General features: G+C 57.9%; 19 protein-coding genes. 10 read left to right on the top strand and 9 right to left on the bottom strand.

Translation table 11 applies throughout. The features are described 5' to 3' along the window. Window positions 1–30: 30 nt before the first annotated feature. The 3 genes from rapZ to ZBT109_RS10460 form a co-directional block, all read right to left on the bottom strand. On the bottom strand, window positions 31–927 hold the full coding sequence (gene rapZ / locus ZBT109_RS10470) for an RNase adapter RapZ (RefSeq protein WP_027705896.1): 897 nt from the start codon (window positions 925–927) through the stop codon (window positions 31–33). 268 nt (window positions 928–1195) lie between these two features. Further along, window positions 1196–1531, bottom strand: coding sequence for a ribosome hibernation-promoting factor, HPF/YfiA family (gene hpf, locus ZBT109_RS10465; protein ID WP_027705897.1), 336 nt, complete (start codon window positions 1529–1531; stop codon window positions 1196–1198). A 156-nt stretch (window positions 1532–1687) separates the two neighbouring features. Continuing rightward, the gene (locus tag ZBT109_RS10460) at window positions 1688–3130 is read right to left on the bottom strand and encodes an RNA polymerase factor sigma-54 (RefSeq protein ID WP_038279160.1); all 1443 of its coding nucleotides are present in this window, start codon (window positions 3128–3130) and stop codon (window positions 1688–1690) included. Between the two features lie 371 nt (window positions 3131–3501). On the opposite strand from ZBT109_RS10460, the gene ZBT109_RS10455 reads away from it, so the two are divergent. Continuing rightward, entirely contained in the window at window positions 3502–3729 is a 228-nt protein-coding gene (locus ZBT109_RS10455; RefSeq protein WP_027705899.1) for a hypothetical protein, read from the top strand. Between the two features lie 96 nt (window positions 3730–3825). Here the strand turns inward: ZBT109_RS10455 and lptB are convergent, their stop codons facing one another. The 5 genes from lptB to ZBT109_RS10430 all read right to left on the bottom strand — a co-directional run bounded on the left by lptB (window position 3826) and on the right by ZBT109_RS10430 (window position 7662). Then, a complete protein-coding gene (gene lptB, locus ZBT109_RS10450) occupies window positions 3826–4551 on the bottom strand; it encodes an LPS export ABC transporter ATP-binding protein (RefSeq protein ID WP_027705900.1) in 726 nt (241 codons plus the stop codon). Window positions 4552–4683: 132 nt separating this feature from the next. Beyond that, window positions 4684–5211: a lipopolysaccharide transport periplasmic protein LptA gene (gene lptA / locus ZBT109_RS10445; RefSeq protein ID WP_027705901.1), complete on the bottom strand. Its 528-nt coding sequence runs from the start codon at window positions 5209–5211 to the stop codon at window positions 4684–4686. A 25-nt stretch (window positions 5212–5236) separates the two neighbouring features. After that, window positions 5237–5851 carry an LPS export ABC transporter periplasmic protein LptC gene (gene lptC, locus ZBT109_RS10440; protein WP_051524117.1) on the bottom strand — a complete coding sequence of 205 codons (615 nt, stop codon included), beginning with the start codon at window positions 5849–5851 and terminating at the stop codon, window positions 5237–5239. Window positions 5852–5944: 93 nt separating this feature from the next. Then, window positions 5945–6565: a KdsC family phosphatase gene (locus tag ZBT109_RS10435; protein ID WP_084261889.1), complete on the bottom strand. Its 621-nt coding sequence runs from the start codon at window positions 6563–6565 to the stop codon at window positions 5945–5947. 125 nt (window positions 6566–6690) lie between these two features. Beyond that, a complete protein-coding gene (locus ZBT109_RS10430) occupies window positions 6691–7662 on the bottom strand; it encodes a KpsF/GutQ family sugar-phosphate isomerase (RefSeq protein ID WP_027705902.1) in 972 nt (323 codons plus the stop codon). Window positions 7663–8064: 402 nt separating this feature from the next. Here ZBT109_RS10430 and ZBT109_RS10425 point away from each other — a divergent pair, with 402 nt between their 5' ends. The 9 genes from ZBT109_RS10425 to hisD all read left to right on the top strand — a co-directional run bounded on the left by ZBT109_RS10425 (window position 8065) and on the right by hisD (window position 15228). Next, window positions 8065–8877: an ATP-binding cassette domain-containing protein gene (locus ZBT109_RS10425; protein WP_027705903.1), complete on the top strand. Its 813-nt coding sequence runs from the start codon at window positions 8065–8067 to the stop codon at window positions 8875–8877. After that, a complete protein-coding gene (gene mlaE / locus ZBT109_RS10420) occupies window positions 8877–9662 on the top strand; it encodes a lipid asymmetry maintenance ABC transporter permease subunit MlaE (RefSeq protein ID WP_051524118.1) in 786 nt (261 codons plus the stop codon). Before ZBT109_RS10425 ends, mlaE begins: the two co-directional genes overlap by 1 nt. After that, window positions 9659–10177, top strand: coding sequence for an outer membrane lipid asymmetry maintenance protein MlaD (mlaD, locus tag ZBT109_RS10415; protein WP_051524120.1), 519 nt, complete (start codon window positions 9659–9661; stop codon window positions 10175–10177). Before mlaE ends, mlaD begins: the two co-directional genes overlap by 4 nt. Before the next feature lie 149 nt (window positions 10178–10326). Next, a complete protein-coding gene (locus ZBT109_RS10410; RefSeq protein ID WP_027705905.1) occupies window positions 10327–10995 on the top strand; it encodes an MlaC/ttg2D family ABC transporter substrate-binding protein in 669 nt (222 codons plus the stop codon). A gap of 11 nt (window positions 10996–11006) precedes the next feature. Continuing rightward, window positions 11007–11336 (top strand): STAS domain-containing protein, encoded by a 330-nt coding sequence (locus tag ZBT109_RS10405; protein WP_051524121.1) that lies wholly within the window; start codon window positions 11007–11009, stop codon window positions 11334–11336. A 140-nt stretch (window positions 11337–11476) separates the two neighbouring features. Then, window positions 11477–11719, top strand: coding sequence for a BolA family protein (locus ZBT109_RS10400; protein WP_027705906.1), 243 nt, complete (start codon window positions 11477–11479; stop codon window positions 11717–11719). A 77-nt stretch (window positions 11720–11796) separates the two neighbouring features. Further along, a complete protein-coding gene (gene murA / locus ZBT109_RS10395) occupies window positions 11797–13053 on the top strand; it encodes a UDP-N-acetylglucosamine 1-carboxyvinyltransferase (RefSeq protein ID WP_027705907.1) in 1257 nt (418 codons plus the stop codon). A 103-nt stretch (window positions 13054–13156) separates the two neighbouring features. Beyond that, entirely contained in the window at window positions 13157–13819 is a 663-nt protein-coding gene (gene hisG / locus ZBT109_RS10390) for an ATP phosphoribosyltransferase (RefSeq protein ID WP_027705908.1), read from the top strand. A gap of 86 nt (window positions 13820–13905) precedes the next feature. Further along, a complete protein-coding gene (gene hisD / locus ZBT109_RS10385) occupies window positions 13906–15228 on the top strand; it encodes a histidinol dehydrogenase (protein WP_051524122.1) in 1323 nt (440 codons plus the stop codon). 82 nt (window positions 15229–15310) lie between these two features. Here the strand turns inward: hisD and ZBT109_RS10380 are convergent, their stop codons facing one another. Next, window positions 15311–16738: a S1C family serine protease gene (locus ZBT109_RS10380; RefSeq protein WP_051524123.1), complete on the bottom strand. Its 1428-nt coding sequence runs from the start codon at window positions 16736–16738 to the stop codon at window positions 15311–15313. Between the last annotated feature and the right edge of the window lie 142 nt (window positions 16739–16880).

Raw genomic sequence — 16880 nt, 5'->3', positions numbered from 1 at the left:
CGCTTTTTCATTGGCTGGATGGCGGAGTGATCAGTCGGGATGCTTTTCCTGTGGCACTACGGCCTGATGAATTCGCAGTTCACGATGGCGGATGCGCACGCTGCGGAACTGGGCCGCAAAGTGGTGCGCCAGCTGCTCAACCAAATAGACCGAGCGATGCTGACCGCCGGTGCAGCCGATGGCAACGGTAAAGTAACTGCGCTGGCTGGACAGGTAGGCGGGTAGCCATTTATCTAGCCACGTGATGATGTCGTTGCGCATCGCGCTGACTTCGGGGTAGCGCTCTAGAAACTCAATGACAGGCGTGTCACGGCCGGAATAATCGCGCAGGGTGGCATCCCAGTACGGGTTGGGAAGACAGCGTACGTCGAACACCATGTCGGCGTCGTGCGGTACGCCGTGCTTGAAGCCGAAAGACTCGAAGCTCAGCGTCATCTGGTGGCCCGAGTGCTGGGCGACCTGCTCGGTGATACGGCGGCGCAGCTCATGTACGGACAGACTGGTCGTGTCGATCAGCAGATCAGCGATGTTGCGAATCGGGCCGAGGAACTGTTCTTCATGCTCAATCGCTTCCGAGAGTGTCATGTCGGAGTCGCGCGTCAGCGGATGGCGGCGGCGCGTTGCCGAATAGCGTTCCAGCAGTGTTTGCGTTTCGGCTGTCAGATAGACGATCTGCAGGTCGATATCGTGCTGGCTGAGTGTGTCGATCAGCTCAGGAAGATGGGCCAGTGCGGTTGGTAGGTTGCGGGCGTCGATACTGACGGCAACGTGGCGACGTTCCGGTGACTGATGGCGCAGTTCGTCCAGCAGTGCCACCAGCAGCATAGCTGGCAGGTTGTCGATCGCGTAGTAGCCGATATCTTCCAGTGCCTGTAGCGCAATGGATTTTCCCGATCCTGATCGACCACTGATGATGATCAGCTTCATCATGAGGTAGCTCCCGGCAACAGCCATAAGGAAAATGAAGGTACCACCCGGACTGAAACGGCAGGCCATGCGGCCTCTGTTTTAGTTGCGGAAATAGCACATATCGGCGGGTTCCGCCCCGGATGAAGAAGCCCTGACAGGGTAGCATGATCGAACGTCAAAGGCCGCCATTTTACGCGGGTATTGGTCTGTGTCAGGGAAATGAAAAAGGCATGCCGGAGCATGCCTTTTTTGCAAGAAGGGTCGGCGCAGAGCGCTCTAAAACCGATTAGGCGTCCAGTTCGTCAGCGGGGGCTACGCTGGCGGCGCGTTCATGAGAGTGAAGCTGCTGCTTGTCTTTCTGTTTGAGCAGCTGGCGGTCCAGCTTGTCAGCCATGGCGTCGATCGCCGCGTACATATCGTTCAGCGTGGCTTCGCTATGAAGCTCCGCACCCGCGGTTTTCAGGGTGCAGGCTGCCGTCTGGCGTTCCTTCTCGACGGACAGCGTCACGTGGGTCTGGATGATGCGCGCGTCATGGCGTACCAGTCGAGCGAGCTTCTGTTCGACATAGTCGCGCAGGGCAGAGGTCAGTTCGATGTGATGTCCTGTGATGTTGACCTGCATGGCACTCTCCTTCTTCGGGTGTGAGAACCGCATGGGAAGGTACATCCTGTACGTTCCCATACTTTCTGAGTGTAGCCAAACACTAGCCTGATACCAATGTGATCCGTAATTGGCCGGAACGTTCCGTGCCGCTTGATCACATGCTGTTATCTCATCTCACGCCAGCCGCTTGCGCTCACTGGACGCTGGAATACCCATAGATTCACGATACTTCGCGACTGTGCGTCGTGCAACCGTGATGTCATCCTCGGCAAGCAGTGCCACCAGCCGAGCATCCGACAGTGGCTTGTGAGGCGGCTCCTGTGCGATTAGCTTCTTCAGCTTGGCGCGGATAGCGGTGCTGGAGTGCGCATCGCCGGCCTGGCCCACATGGCTCGAGAAGAAATGCTTCAGCTCAAACAACCCGCGTGGGGTGTGGATGTACTTTTGCGTTGTCACGCGTGAGACCGTGGACTCGTGCAGCCCGACCACTTCCGCGATGTCGGCCAGCACCAGCGGTTTCATGGCTTCTTCACCATGGTCCAAGAACGCATGCTGGCGGCGGATGATTTCTCGTCCGACTTTGAGCAGGGTGTCGTTGCGGCTGCTCAGGCTTTTCATCAGCCAGCGTGCTTCCTGTAAGTGGTGGCGCAGGAACTGATTGCCTTCGCTGCGATCACCGCGCCGGATCAGGTGCACGTACTCATCGTGCAGCGACACGCGGGGCAGGGCGAGCGGATTTAGCTCGACTTCACCGCCCTGACGCGGGTGTCGACGCAGCACCAGATCCGGAATGACGTAGTTGTCCGTTTCGCTGCTGTAGAGCCGTCCCGGGGCTGGATCCAACCGTCGGATCATCGCGATGATCTCATCAAGTGATTCATCGTCCAGCGTGAGCCGACGCTTGAGCCGTTTGAAGTCGTGCGCGGCCAGAATCTCTAGGAACTGGCGTACTAAACGCCGAGCCTGTGGCAGCAGCGGTGTATCGCTGGGCAGTGTGTTGAGCTGTAGCAGCAGGCATTCGGACAAATCGCGGGCGAAGACGCCTGTCGGTTCAAGCTGTTGCAGCTGGCTGAGCACCGCGTGCATGTCGGTATCGCTGACCGGCTCGCGCAGCTGGGCATTGAGGCCATCGCGCAGTTCGTTCAGCGGCTGGCTCAGATAGCCGCGTTCATCGAGGGCGTCGATAAGCGCATCGGCAATGAGCTGCTGCTGATCGTTGAGTGGCAGTAGCGAGGCCTGACGGTACAGCACGTCTTTGAGCGTTTCTTCACGTGCATTGCGTTCGATATCGGGGCCTTCGGTACCGCCAGATGACGGCGCCGTGGGATTGATCAGCCCCTCGGCCAGCATGCCCTCACGCTCTTCATCGATGCCCGCATCGTCGAACGACTCTTCGCTGTCCGTATTCTCGGCAGCGCTCCAGTCATCTTCGAGTGCGAGTTCGTATGCGTCGTCGAAGGTATCGACGAGCATCAGCATGGGGTTGTGCTCTACGGCTAACTCAATCTCACGGCGGAGGTCGAGTGTCGAAAGCTGCAGCAGGTGAATGGCCTGCTGTAATTGTGGCGTCATCGTGAGGTGAGCGCCGATATTGAGTTGCAGAGAGGGTGTCATCATTGTTGTAGCAACCTGGGCGATATCACCAATACGATTCTTACGCTATATCGCTTCGCGCTGCGGATGCAAGCCCCCTCTCTTAAATTCCGGCAAGAAACATGCCAGCTTGCCGGTAAAACGGGTGATCTCCTTGATCGTCAGACAGATAGAACGGGATATCCATTCTGAACGATGGCTGAAAGGCTTTCAAAAAGGAACGGGGTGACAGCAGGAGGGCATGATGCATTGGTCGAGCAGGGATTGATTCCTAGGCAAAGCCCTTTTATACGTGAGGGTACACAAAGATACAGGTGAGGTGGAAACCCGACCACGATCTGGCTTGGGGCTTCCTTGACTCAATAAAATGCCCACAGTACCCCTGGAGGTGCAGTATGGCTATCGACCGTAATGACCCACGTTCCCAGCAACCCGTCGACCTGTCCGATCAAAGTGCGCTGGATCGCGTGCTGACCGCATGTGAAGTCGAACTGAGCAACGAACACCGTAAGCAGCTGCGCCGTTTCGCTCTGGAGTATGACGAGATTAATGATGGCAAGGTGCCGACGTTTGCGGAGCTGGTCACCTTTGCGCGCCCCCGCCTGCTGCCTTCCGAAGGCTGAGCGAGAGCGTATCGTACACTCCATATGCATAAGCGCCACCGCTCGACCGTACTTGACGATCGGCGGTGGCGCTTATGGTCTGACAAAAAAGGGCGGTTATAGCTGGAATTCGTGGCCCAGATACACGTCACGGACGTGCTGGTTGGCCAAGATGGTATCGGCATCGCCTTCGGCAATGATCTTGCCATCACCTACGATGTAGGCGTTATTGCAGATATCCAGCGTTTCACGCACGTTGTGATCGGTAATCAGAATGCCGATGCCGCGGTCGCGCAGCTGACGAATGATGTCCTTGATTTCACCCACCGAGATGGGGTCGACGCCCGCGAATGGTTCATCAAGCAGGATGAACGCGGGATCCATGGCCAATGCGCGCGCTATTTCGACGCGGCGACGTTCACCACCGGACAGGCTCATCCCCATATTGTCGCGGATATGCGTGATGCTGAATTCTTTCAGCAGTGCATCCAGATGCTCGTGGCGCTGCTGACGAGTAAGGTCCTTACGCGTTTCCAGAATCGCCAGAATATTATCTGCCACCGACAGCTTGCGGAAGATCGACGCTTCCTGCGGCAGGTAGCCAATGCCTGCACGTGCGCGCTCATGCATCGGACGACGAGACAGGTCCACATCGTCAATGCGCACTTCACCAGCGTCGGCCTGAATCAGACCGACAATCATGTAGAACGATGTGGTCTTGCCGGCACCGTTGGGGCCGAGCAGACCCACGATCTCACCTTGCGAAATGGAGAGACTGATATCTTGCACGACGCGGCGTTTCTTGAAGCTTTTGGCCAGATGCGTTGCGTAGAGGGTCTTCATCGCGGGCTTAATTCCTTGAGACTACCAGCAGGCATTGGCCGGGCGGTGCCGGCCAATGCCGTGTGTACATGCCAGCGCGTACGGCCGGCCTGAATGACATGCCCGCGTTGGAGCATATCGGACTCGTGACGATCAGCGGGCATCCGGTGAAATGGTCATTTCGATGCGGCCATTGCCCGTGTTGTTCTTGCCTGCCCCTTGCGCCTGTACCTGACGGGTATTCATGAAGTACTGCACATAAGCGCCGGTGAAGGTGTCGGTGCCGCGGTGAAGCTCGGCATGACCGATCAGCTCGACCTTGCGGCTGTCAGCACTGTAGACGATGGTGTCACCCCAGCCCTTGACCAGACCTTCCTGTGGGCTTGGTTTCTGCTCGATATAGGCACGCTTACCTTTGCCCGTTGCGCGCATGGTCGACAGACCGCCAGCGGCGCTCCGAGTCAGCACGACCTGATCGGCATCCAGCTTCATGCTGCCCTGTTCGATGTGCACGGTACCGCTGTAGATGGCTGAACCATTGCGGTCGTCGAGCTGCAGTTGGCCAGCCGAGACGCGGATGGGCTGGCGAGCGTCGCTGTCCAGTGCCAGTGCGGAAGTGGTGGTCAGGCCAGCGGCAATACCGACGGCGGCCATCAATGGGGTCAACCAACGAATGGACATGAAGTCATTCCTCGAAACATCAGATTCATGGGGCGTCAGCGGTATCGGTGTCCGATGAGGCCTGGTGTGCGGTCGGGGGAATGACCCCCTGGACGTTGCCGGTCAGTGTAACGGTCTTTGGCGTCAGCAGCGCTTCGAAACGGTCGCTGCGCATAGTTTGGTCCGCTTGAAAGAAGCGCGAATCGGTGTCGCTCCAGATCTTGTCTTGGCCGCGGTCGTAGTTCAGCGTGGCCGTCTCCAGCCGCCACTGTTCACTGGGCGCAACGGCCTTGGCATTGCCCGACAGCGTAATGCGGGTGCCGTCTTCGGTCATCGTGGCCTGCTGTCCGGAAATGTTCCACAGCCGTGCCGCATCATCCACGATATCGATGCGCGGATCGGTGGCCGTGGTCTGCTGCGCGTCAGGCATATGTGCCACGTGCGGTGAGGTCATGCTCTGGTAGCGTTTCCCCTGCGCATCGAAGCGCACAAAGTTCGCCTGTTCAAGAACATAGTCAGGCTGCCCCTCGGGGACGGAGGGCAGTTGGCTCTCCTGTGTGCCTGAGTTGAACTGATCGACGAAGGCCAGCACGATGCCGACCAGCACGATCACGAACAGGATGACCACGCGAGTGGTGTTGTCACGAATCCAGCGTATCATCAAAAATCCTTGCAACAGTGACAGCGTAGACGGCCCTATCGACCGTTTCCTGACTTAAGGTATCGGTCAGGATATCGGCGCTGTCCAATCGGCTTAACCTGAAAAGTCGGGTACCTTCTTCTCGGCGCTCTTGCCTGCGTAGCGCGCCATGATACCTTCCCAATGACCCTGTGCCTGCAGTAGAAGTTCACATAATTCGCGTACGGCACCGTCTCCGCCTGCACGTCCCGTGACGTGATCGGCTGCTTCGCGCACATAGCTAGGGGCGTTCGGTACGCTGACACCCAGCCCCGCGCTAACGATGGCTCCTATGTCTGGCAAGTCATCGCCGCAGTAAGCACAGGCCGAAAGGGGCAATCCCAGCTGATCGGCCAGCGCCTTGAGGGCGGTGCTTTTGTCGTGACGGCCCTGTTCGAGGTGAGTGATACCCAGCTCTTTGGCACGCAGCGCCACCATCGGCGAGCAGCGCCCTGTGATGATGCCCATTTGAATGCCGTGCTCTTCCAGAAGCTTCAGCCCGAGGCCGTCCTGCGTGTTGAACTGCTTACTTTCCTGGCCGTCGGCCTGATAAAGCAGGTGGCCGTGTGTCATGACGCCATCGACGTCCAGTACCAGCAAGCGGATATGGCGAGCGCGTTCGAACGCATCCGCGCTGAAAGGAGTGGAACGCTTGTCGCAGGGCAGTGGCGGCATTGAGCCGGTCGCGAGAGACATGGTGTCGTGTCCTTTGAGTGCAGAGGCGGTCATCGTGAAGGATCATCCGCCCCGTACGCAGAGTGAATGGGGAATATACATGAGGTCGGCATGAACGACGCCATGCCGACGGAAAATGACGATGCTTATACGATGCCGCTGGTCAGCAGATCCTGCAGCTTCAGTGCCCCCACCAAGTGCTGGGTGTCGTCCACCACGGGCAGCGCCGTAATGCGTCGCGTTTCCATTAGACGCAGTGCTTCGGCAGCCAGCATATCGGCAGAAACGGTCAGCGGTGTACGCGTCATTACATCATCGGTGATCAACGTCGCAAAATCGGTGGCTTTATCCAGCGTTCGACGCAGATCGCCGTCAGTATAAATACCGCATAGCTGCTGGTTCTGGTCTACGATACAGGCAAATCCTAGCCCCTTGCGCGTGATCTCGAACAGTGTGTCGCGCAGCGGTGTTGCCAGCGGTACGCGCGGGATGGCGTCGTCGGTATGCATGACGTCACCGACGGTTAGCAACAGCTGCTTGCCAAGGCTGCCACCCGGGTGCGACAGCGCAAAATCGTTGGCGCTGAAACCGCGGGCTTCCAGCAAGGCAATGGCCAGTGCATCGCCCAGTGCGAGCGTTGCGGTTGTCGATGAGGTTGGGGCCAGATTCAGCGGACAGGCTTCCTTCTCAACGCCGACGTCCAGAAACGCATCGGCATGGCGGCTCAGCGTGGAATCGCGTCGTCCCGTCATGGCAATGATCGGAACGCCTTTGCGTTTGAACAGTGGCAGCAGCGCCGTGATTTCTTGGGTCTCGCCCGAGTTCGACAGCGCGACCAGTACGTCTTCCGAGGTCATCATGCCTAGGTCGCCATGACTGGCTTCCGCTGGGTGCAGGAAGAATGCCGGTGTACCCGTGCTGGCCAGCGTTGCTGCCAGCTTGCGTCCGATATGGCCCGATTTGCCTATACCGCTTACGACAACGCGCCCGCGACTGGCAAGAATCAGCGTGCAGGCCTTGTCGAAGTCTTCATTTAGGCGTGGTACAAGCGCGGCTATAGCCTCCTGCTCCAGCGTAAGCGTGCGGCGGGCGCTGGCCCGGAAGTCGGCTGTCGTCATGGCAATGGGTACTCGCTTGAGTGATATCGGGCGAATGGACACTATCCGTTGATAGCGCAGTACATGCGCAAGGCCGTTCTCCGTTTTCTTAGAAGATGGACGGCGACCTTAGGTGCGTATCCTGACGCAAAGCCATGCAAAGTGCACGTACCGCGGCCTCGTTCCAAAGGTGAAGGTGATCCATAGAAAACAGATCGGTTTCGGCAATATGTCAGGATAGAATACAATGTTCGATTACAGGCAGTGTGATTCCAATAGGGAATATACGCCTTCAGATAGCAGCAGCTCGGCGCGGAATGCAGGGCGTCGAGCAGGGATGTCACGGAGGGAGGCCACGGAACATCGAGCGCCACAAGCGGTCAGTTTTTCGAGCTTCTTTCCCTCAAAAGACATAGGAGAGGCATGAGTCAGACGCATCTTGTCGAGGTCAGAGACCTCCATTTTTCACGCGGAAGCCGTGCAATCTTCCAGGGCATCGACCTTGATATCGAACAAGGCAAGATCACTGCCATCATGGGGCCAAGCGGTACGGGCAAGACCACGCTGCTCAAACTGATGGGCGGTCAGCTCCAGCCCGATGCAGGCACGGTTAGCATCGATGGCCAGAACGTGCATGCCCTGTCACGCCATGCCCTGTTCATGATGCGGCGCCGGATGGGCATGCTGTTTCAGAGCGGCGCACTGTTTTCCGATCTAAGCGTGTTCGAGAACGTTGCATTTCCGCTGCGCGTGCACACGCAGCTGCCTGACAGCATGATTCGCGATCAGGTATTGATGAAGCTGGAAGCCGTTGGGCTGCGCGGTGCGCGCGATCTGATGCCTTCCGAACTGTCGGGCGGAATGACGCGGCGCGTGGCGCTGGCGCGCGCCGTCGCGTTGGATCCTGACCTCATCATGTACGATGAGCCGTTCGTCGGGCAGGACCCCATTTCCAAAGGGGTGCTGGTCAAACTGATCCACGATCTGAACAAGGCGTTCGGCGCGACCTCCGTTATCGTGTCGCACGACATCACCGAAACGTTGTCGATTGCCGATTATGTGTATGTGATCGCCAATGGACAGGTGATGGCCCATGGAACGCCCGAAGCTTTGAATCTGGAGGCGGACCCGCGGGTCGATCAATTCATGCATGGCCGTCCTGATGGGCCGGTGCCGTTTCATTATCCGGCACCAGACTTCCGTGACGACATGCTCGACGCTGGGGAGAAGGTCTGATGATGAAGCGCATAGAAGCGCTGGGGCGCGGCGTCATCTCGCTGATTACCGCGCTGGGCCGTGCTGCTATCTTCCTGATGCAGTCGTTGGTTGGGCTGCCACACCGAGAGTCGTTTCGGCTGTGGCTGCGCCAGATGTATTTCGTCGGGGTGCTGTCGCTGCCGATCATTCTGGTTTCTGCACTGTTCATCGGGATGGTCATTGCACTGCAAGGCCATATGATCCTGATCAGCTTCGGTGCCGAAGCGGCGCTGGGGCAGATGGTGGCGCTTTCGCTGCTGCGTGAGCTGGCACCGGTGGTGGCAGCGCTGCTGTTTGCCGGGCGTGCCGGTTCGGCGCTCACCGCGGAAATCGGTTTGATGAAGGCCACCGAACAGCTCAGCAGTATGGAAATGATCGGTGTTGATCCGCTGCGCCGGGTCATCTCGCCACGCTTCTGGGCGGGGCTGATTTCGATGCCACTGCTGAGCATTATCTTCGCTGTGGTGGGTATCTATGGCGGCTATCTGGTGGGCGTGCAGTGGCTGGGCGGTTATTCTGGCGCGTTCTGGGGCAATATGCAGAGCAGCGTCGACTTCATGCACGATATCGTGCGCGGAGTGCTGGTCAAGAGCGTGGTGTTTGGCGCGGTTATCACTTGGATCGCCGTCTTTCAGGGCTATGACCTTGTGCCCACGTCCGAAGGTATTTCCCGTGCCACTACGCGTACGGTTGTCTACGGGTCACTGGCGGTGCTGGGACTCGACTTCCTGTTGACCGCACTGATGTTTGGAGATTTCGCATGAAACAACGTACAGGATGGCTCGAGTGTAGCGTAGGGCTTTTCGTACTGGCGGCGTTTGCCGGCCTGATCTATCTGGGGCTGCAGGTCAGTGGCCTGACCCCGACCTCGAACAAGCAGGACTATACGGTAGCGGCTAGCTTCCACGATATCGGCTCGTTGCGCCCGCGTGCACGTGTCACCATCGCGGGGATGACCATCGGTCACGTCAGCGATATCAGTCTGGTCAGCGATAATGACGACTTCCGTACCCGCGTCACGATGAAGCTTGATAACAGCTTGATCGGTAAGTTGGGCACCGACAGTTCCGTCATGATTCAGACCCAAGGGCTGCTGGGGGATCAGTATTTAGCGATTCAGCCGATTCGTTTAGATGATGCGACGATTCCGAACGGTGGTGAGATCAAGGATGTCCAGGATGCCATCGTGCTGGAAAAACTGATCCAGCAGGTCGTGAGTAGCCTGACGTCAGGCGCGAGTAAAGGTGGCAGTGCCGCTACCGGTAACGCGCAGCAGTAAAGGGCTTTATGGGCGACGTGCGGGGAGCGCGGCGTTCATGTCAGTTGAACGGCCCGACTGTGTTACTGTCTCAACCTGATGGATTGCAGGGATATCAATGGACTGAGGAATCGCTTGATTCCTCACCTATTAAAATAGAGGTAAAGGATATGGCGTCACTTACTATGATCAAGCGTGGCATGACCGCTCTGGCTGGCATGATGCTGCTGTTCGGTATGGCGATCAGCATGACTGCGCAGGCCGCTGACGACCAGCAGGCGCTGCAGATTGTCACCCAGCGTATCGACCAGCTGAAACAGAAAGTCGATGGTCGCAGTGCCTATTACCGCCAGCATCAGGGCGAACTCCGTCAGCTGCTCGAACAGACCATCGTGCCGGTCGCGGATTTCCCGTACATTTCTGCCCGCGTGATGGGGCCGTACTACCGTGGCGCTTCCGTGCAGCAGCGGGCCGACTTTGCGAAGTCGTTCCAGAATTCTGCACTAGATACCCTGACGCAAGGGTTGGTTAGCTTCGATTATGAATCGCTTAACGTCGCTTCATCGGCGCTCCGCTCTCGCTACGATGATCAGGTTGATGTGGCGCTGGACGTGACGTCCGGTGACGGCAAGCATTACCCCGTATCGTTCACTATGGGCGTACGCAACGGCGAATGGAAGGTCATTAACGTGATCGTCAATGGCATCAACTTGGGCCTGACCTTCCGCAATCAGTTCGATCAGTCCATGCGTCAGAACGGTAACAACTACGATACCGTCATCTCCCATTGGGACAGCGGTCAGGCACTGAACGAAGTGCAGAGCCAGCAGTCCAAATAGGAACGGTGCCGATGAACGCTCAGGCGACAATGGAACAGGGACGGGTCACGATGGATGCTGGGCGGCAGGTGCTCAGTCTTCAAGGCCCCGTCTCGTTCGATACGGCGGCACTGCTGGCTGACGAAGGCTGTCGGCTGCTGAAGCAGGTGGCCCCAGAAACGGCGGTGTCGATCGACGCGCGCGGTGTACAGCACTCCAGTAGTGCTACGCTGACCGTAGTGCTGGAATGGTGGCGTGCACTTAATGCACGACAGCTACGGCTGAAGGATGTCCTTCTTCCCGAACAGATGCGACCGCTGGTGGCGCTTTCGGGGCTGAACCGGATTCTTCCCGAACGCTGACAGACCAAAGCAGCATGAGCGGGGGCTGGGCACGCAATCGCGCCTGGCCCCCGTTTTCGTTTATCATGCCGGCAATAGTGGGTTTTGCGCATGCGCTGCCCGCCTGATTTTCTGTTACTGCTGCAAGGAATTTGACTACCATGCGACCCGAAGACGTCAAAGCGCTGCTCGAAGAGCGCGTCGAAGGCTGTACTTTCGTTATCGAAGGCGAAGGCTGCAATTTCCAGGTGACCGCCATCGGTGAGCGATTCGGTGACCTGTCGCGTTTGAAGCGACAGCAGCTGATTAACAGTGCACTGAGCGATGAAATCGCGAGCGGCGCTCTCCATGCCCTCTCGATCAAGACTTTCACGCCGACACAGTGGGCAGAACTGAACGCCTAATGTGTGGGGCCCCATTTAGGACGGGAGCAGGACTGCTGCTCGTTCTCGAACGATATTTCCGTTTCAGGATTTAATGCATGGACAAGTTGATCATTACCGGCGGCCAGCCGTTGAACGGTGAGGTATGGACCTCCGGCGCCAAGAATGCAGCACTGCCGATTCTGGCCGCGACCTTGCTGACCAAGGATCGGATCACTATAAGCAACTTGCCTCATCTGCAGGACATTACGACGACCCTGGAGCTGCTGGGCTGCATGGGCATTGAGCCCGTGATGGAAGAAAAAATGTGCATCCAGCTGGGCGGGGCGGTCAACCACTGCCACGCGCCGTATGATCTGGTCAAGAAGATGCGTGCCTCTATCCTCGTGCTGGGGCCGCTGTTGGCGCACTACGGTGAAGCGGACGTATCGCTGCCAGGCGGCTGTGCCATTGGCAGTCGTCCTGTCGATATCCACATCCACGGCCTTGAAGCCATGGGCGCGGATATTACCGTTGAGAATGGCTATATCCGTGCGCGTGCTGATCGCCTCAAAGGGGCTCGCATCGTCATGGACGTGCCCTCCGTCACCGGTACTGAAAACCTACTGATGGCCGCAACGCTGGCAGATGGCACGACCGTGCTTGAAAACGCTGCGCGCGAGCCGGAAATCGTCGACTTGGCCGAGTGCCTCATTGCGATGGGGGCCAAAATCACCGGTCACGGCTCTAGCACCATTACCATCGAAGGCGTCGATGCGCTGCACGGCTGCAAATACGCGGTCATGCCTGACCGTATCGAAAGCGGCACGTTCTTGGTAGCTGCTGCCGCCACGCGTGGTCGCGTACTGGTGCGCGATGCGCGTGCCGATACGCTGGAAGCGGTTCTGGTCAAGCTGGAAGAAGCGGGCGCTCATATTGAAGTGAACGAACAGGGCATCCTGCTCGACATGAAGGGGCAACGTCCCAAAGCGGTTAGCCTGCGTACCGCACCGTATCCGGCATTTCCGACTGACATGCAGGCTCAGTTCGTGGCTCTGAATGCGGTTGCGGAAGGGCACTCCCGCGTGATCGAGACCATCTTCGAGAACCGTTTCATGCACGTGCAGGAACTCTGCCGCATGGGCGCCGACATCGCTCTGGAAGGCAATACTGCGATCATCAACGGTGTCGAGAAGCTGTCTGGCGCTCCGGTCATGGCGACTGACCTGCGAGCCTCCGCGAGCCTCGTTATTGCCGCACTGACGGCCGAAGGGGAAACCGTAGTCGATCGCATCTATCACATCGACCGTGGTTACGAGTGCATCGAGGAAAAATTGCGTATGCTGGGGGCGCATATCCGTCGCACTGCGGGTTGAGCCTCGTTAACATTACCTGTAGAAAGGAAAGAGCCCGGCCATTCGCCGGGCTCTTTCATTCGGGAACCGGGCACGTACTGGAAAAGAAGAGACACAATTACAAATGAGTAGACCACTGATCATTGCCTTGTCCAAAGGCCGCATCCTTAAGGAAACCCTTCCCCTGCTGGCCGAGGCGGGCGTTCACTTGGCAGAACCGCTGGAAGGTAGTCGTAAGCTGCTGTTCGATACCCAGCAGGACGACGTCAAGATCATCGTGATTCGTGCTACCGATGTGCCGACCTACGTCCAGCTGGGCGCTGCCGATATCGGTGTGGCGGGCAAGGACGTGCTGCTTGAGCACGGTTCAGAGGGTGTCTATGAACCGATTGACCTCGATATCGCCTGCTGCAAGCTGATGACGGCGGGTATGGTTGGACATGAAAATCCGCGTCATAGCCGCCGCCGCGTGGCCACCAAGTTCGTCAATATTGCACGCGATTACTATGCGCGTCAGGGCATCCAAGCCGACATCATTAAACTGTATGGCGCAATGGAGTTGGCCCCGATCATGAACTTGGCCGATGAGATCGTCGATATCGTTGATACCGGTAATACACTGCGAGCCAACGGCATGGAGCCGCGCGAATTGATTACCGAAATCAGCACGCGACTAATTGTCAATAAAGCATCGATGACCATGAACCACGGGCGCTTGCAGCCTATCATTGATAATCTGCGTCAAGTAGTAGCTGCACGTCGCCGCAAAGAGGTGTTAGATTCATAAAGAAGCGCTAATGCCTTAAAGAAAAGCGCTTTTGCTGCAATACCCATAACCATAATCAATGTACAGCGATATAGAGGTAATACGACATGAGTAGTGACGGTCAGGATATGCGAGGCCCGGTAAGACTGGATTCCCGCGATGCCGATTTTGACGCTCGTATGGATGCTCTGCTGGCATGGGAAGGTGTTTCCGATGCCAATATTCAGAAAAGCGTTGATGACATCATTCATGCCGTACGACACCGGGGTGACGATGCTCTGGTCGAGTTCTCTCGTCGTTTCGACCGCGTCAGCGCTACCAGCATGAGCGACCTAACGCTGGACGTCGATCGTCTTGCCGCGGCTTACCGCAATCTGCCTGAAGAACAGCGCCAAGCGCTGGATGCCTCAGCAGAACGCATTCGTGCTTACCACGAACACCAGCGTACCGAAGGGTGGCAATACACCGAAGCAGATGGCACCGTGCTGGGTCAGAAAGTGACACCGCTAGACAGTGTGGGCGTCTATGTGCCGGGCGGCAAAGCGGCCTACCCGTCCTCTGTGCTGATGAACGTCATGCCGGCGCACGTGGCCGGTGTTTCCGAACTGGTGATGGTTGTGCCGACGCCCGATGACGAAGTCAACGAGTTGGTATTGGCCGCCGCCTACGTTTCCGGCGTGACCAAGGTCTTTGCCATCGGTGGTGCTCAGGCTGTTGCCGCGCTGGCCTACGGCACTGAAACCGTGCCGTGCGTCGACAAAATCGTTGGTCCGGGTAACATCTATGTAGCGACGGCCAAACGTGCCGTGTTCGGTCAGTGCGGTATCGACATGATCGCGGGCCCGTCTGAAATCCTCGTGGTGTCCGATGGTGGTACTGATCCCGACTGGTTGGCCATGGACCTGTTCTCGCAGGCCGAGCACGATGAGCTAGCGCAGGCCATCTTCATCAGCTGGGACGACGCTCACATCGACGCCGTCGAGAAGAGTATCTACAAGCAGCTGCCGACAATGCCGCGTAAACAGATCATCTCTACGTCGCTGGGCGATCGCGGAGCGCTGATCAAGGTGGCAGACAAGGAAGAGGCTATCCAGCTGATCAACCGCATCGCGCCGGAGCACCTTGAACTGTCTGTCGGAGACCCTGATGAGTGGCTGGGCAGCATTCGTCACGCTGGGGCTATCTTCATGGGGCGTTACACGGCAGAAGCGCTGGGTGACTATTGTGCGGGACCGAACCACGTTCTGCCGACATCCGGTACGGCGCGCTTCTCTTCGCCGCTGAGCGTATACGACTTCCAGAAACGCTCTTCCATCATCAAGTGTTCTGCGGAAGGGGCAGATAAGCTGGGACGTATCGCATCGGTCATGGCGCACGGCGAATCGCTGACGGCCCACGCCCGTTCTGCTGAAAACCGTCTCAAACGCTGAGCGTTTCATAGCCCATGCAACAAGGCCTCCCATCGGGAGGCCTTGTCGTTTATGACACATGCGTGTCGCGTGGGAATAGTGATCAGTGCAGCGATACGTTGGATGTGGCGGCCGATGGTGCTGTATGCGTGGCCGACGGTGACGTAGCATCATCTTCGCTTGCTGAGGGGCTCGCTTCTCCCTGCGTAGCACCATTGAGGGTGCGGTTGAGGATCAGCGGCGTGTTGGTAGGACGCACGCCAACGTGAATTACCACATCACGTGAGCTGCCATCACGGAACAGGCGCAGCTTGACCGGGGTGCCCGGGTGCAGCTGAGTGATGTTGATGATGGCCTGTTGGGTATCGATCAGCGGCGTATCATTGATCGACAGAATCATATCGCCCGCTTTCAGTCCTGCCTTGTCGGCGGGCGTATCAGGAAATACGTTGGTCACGACCAATGCGCTGGGGGCATTGAGGTTGAATGACTGTGCCAGCTGTAGCGGTACGCTGCGCGCGTCCATACCGATCCAGCCGCGGCGCACATAGCCGGTCGTGACAATGTCATCGAGTACTTCATGCGCGATGCTTGAGGGAATGGCAAAGCTGATCCCTTGTGCGCCGCCGGAGCGCGTGAAGATCACCGTATTGATGCCGACCAGTTCGCCACCAGTATTGATCAGTGCGCCGCCGGAATTGCCCGGGTTGATGGCCGCATCGGTCTGAATGAAATTCTCATAGGCGTTGACGCCGACCTGACTACGGCCTGTGGCGCTGATGATGCCCATGGTTACGGTCTGGCCAAAATTGAATGGATTGCCGATCGCCAGCGCGATATCGCCGACGTGGATGCTGTTGGCTTCTGCGACGGTGATGGTGGGCAGCGCATCAAGTGTGATCTTGAGGACGGCCAAGTCGGTATCTGAGTCGACACCGACCACGGTGGCGGTGGCTTCGCGCCCGTCACGCAGTGCTACCCTGATGTCATCGGCATCGCGAATGACATGCTGGTTAGTCAGAATGTAGCCTTTATCGCTTAGAATGACGCCTGAGCCAACATTGTCGATATGAAGAGCGGTGGCCTCCTTTTCGGCTGTGGCAGAAACTGTCGCTTCAGTGCGTGTGGTGTGGTCGGTTGAGGTGCGTGCCGGTGACGCCAGCGTGGCGCGGGGGTCATGCTGATCGACGAACCGTCGATACAATGGGTCATTGCGAAGAGTGTTGCGATGGCTGTCTACTGAACTGTCCGTCGAGGCGCTCTGTTCATCGTTCTTTGAACTGAGCGAATAGACACTGACGACGGCCGGTGCCGCGCGTTCTACTGCGCTGGCATAGCCTTGTGGATGCGACCCCGAGGCTATGAACACTGGCGGCGAATGTGGGTCTGTACTCAGAGTGACCGCGTGCGGTGATGACGCGTTACCGCCCCCCATTCGGCCTAGCCAGGCAGGGTATCTGTCGAGAACGATCAGGGCGATAAGCAACCCGCACAGTACGGGCCAGAAGAGAGAAACCAGCAGTCGGCGCATGGAATGTCCTGCATGTTGGTCGGTGTGACATAAGTGCTCTTGCAGGCAGGACGGGCAAGAGGCACAGCGATTCGAATGGCGATGCCCAGCGACAGGCGGCGAGCCATAACGATTTCAGTTTATCATTGGGGGGAAGGGCTGT

Origin of the sequence: Zymobacter palmae, assembly GCF_003610015.1 — a bacterium.
GTDB classification, from domain to species: Bacteria; Pseudomonadota; Gammaproteobacteria; order Pseudomonadales; family Halomonadaceae; genus Zymobacter; species Zymobacter palmae.
The sequence above is the reverse complement of the archived record's forward strand: the minus strand, read 5'-3'. Positions and strand labels throughout refer to the sequence as shown.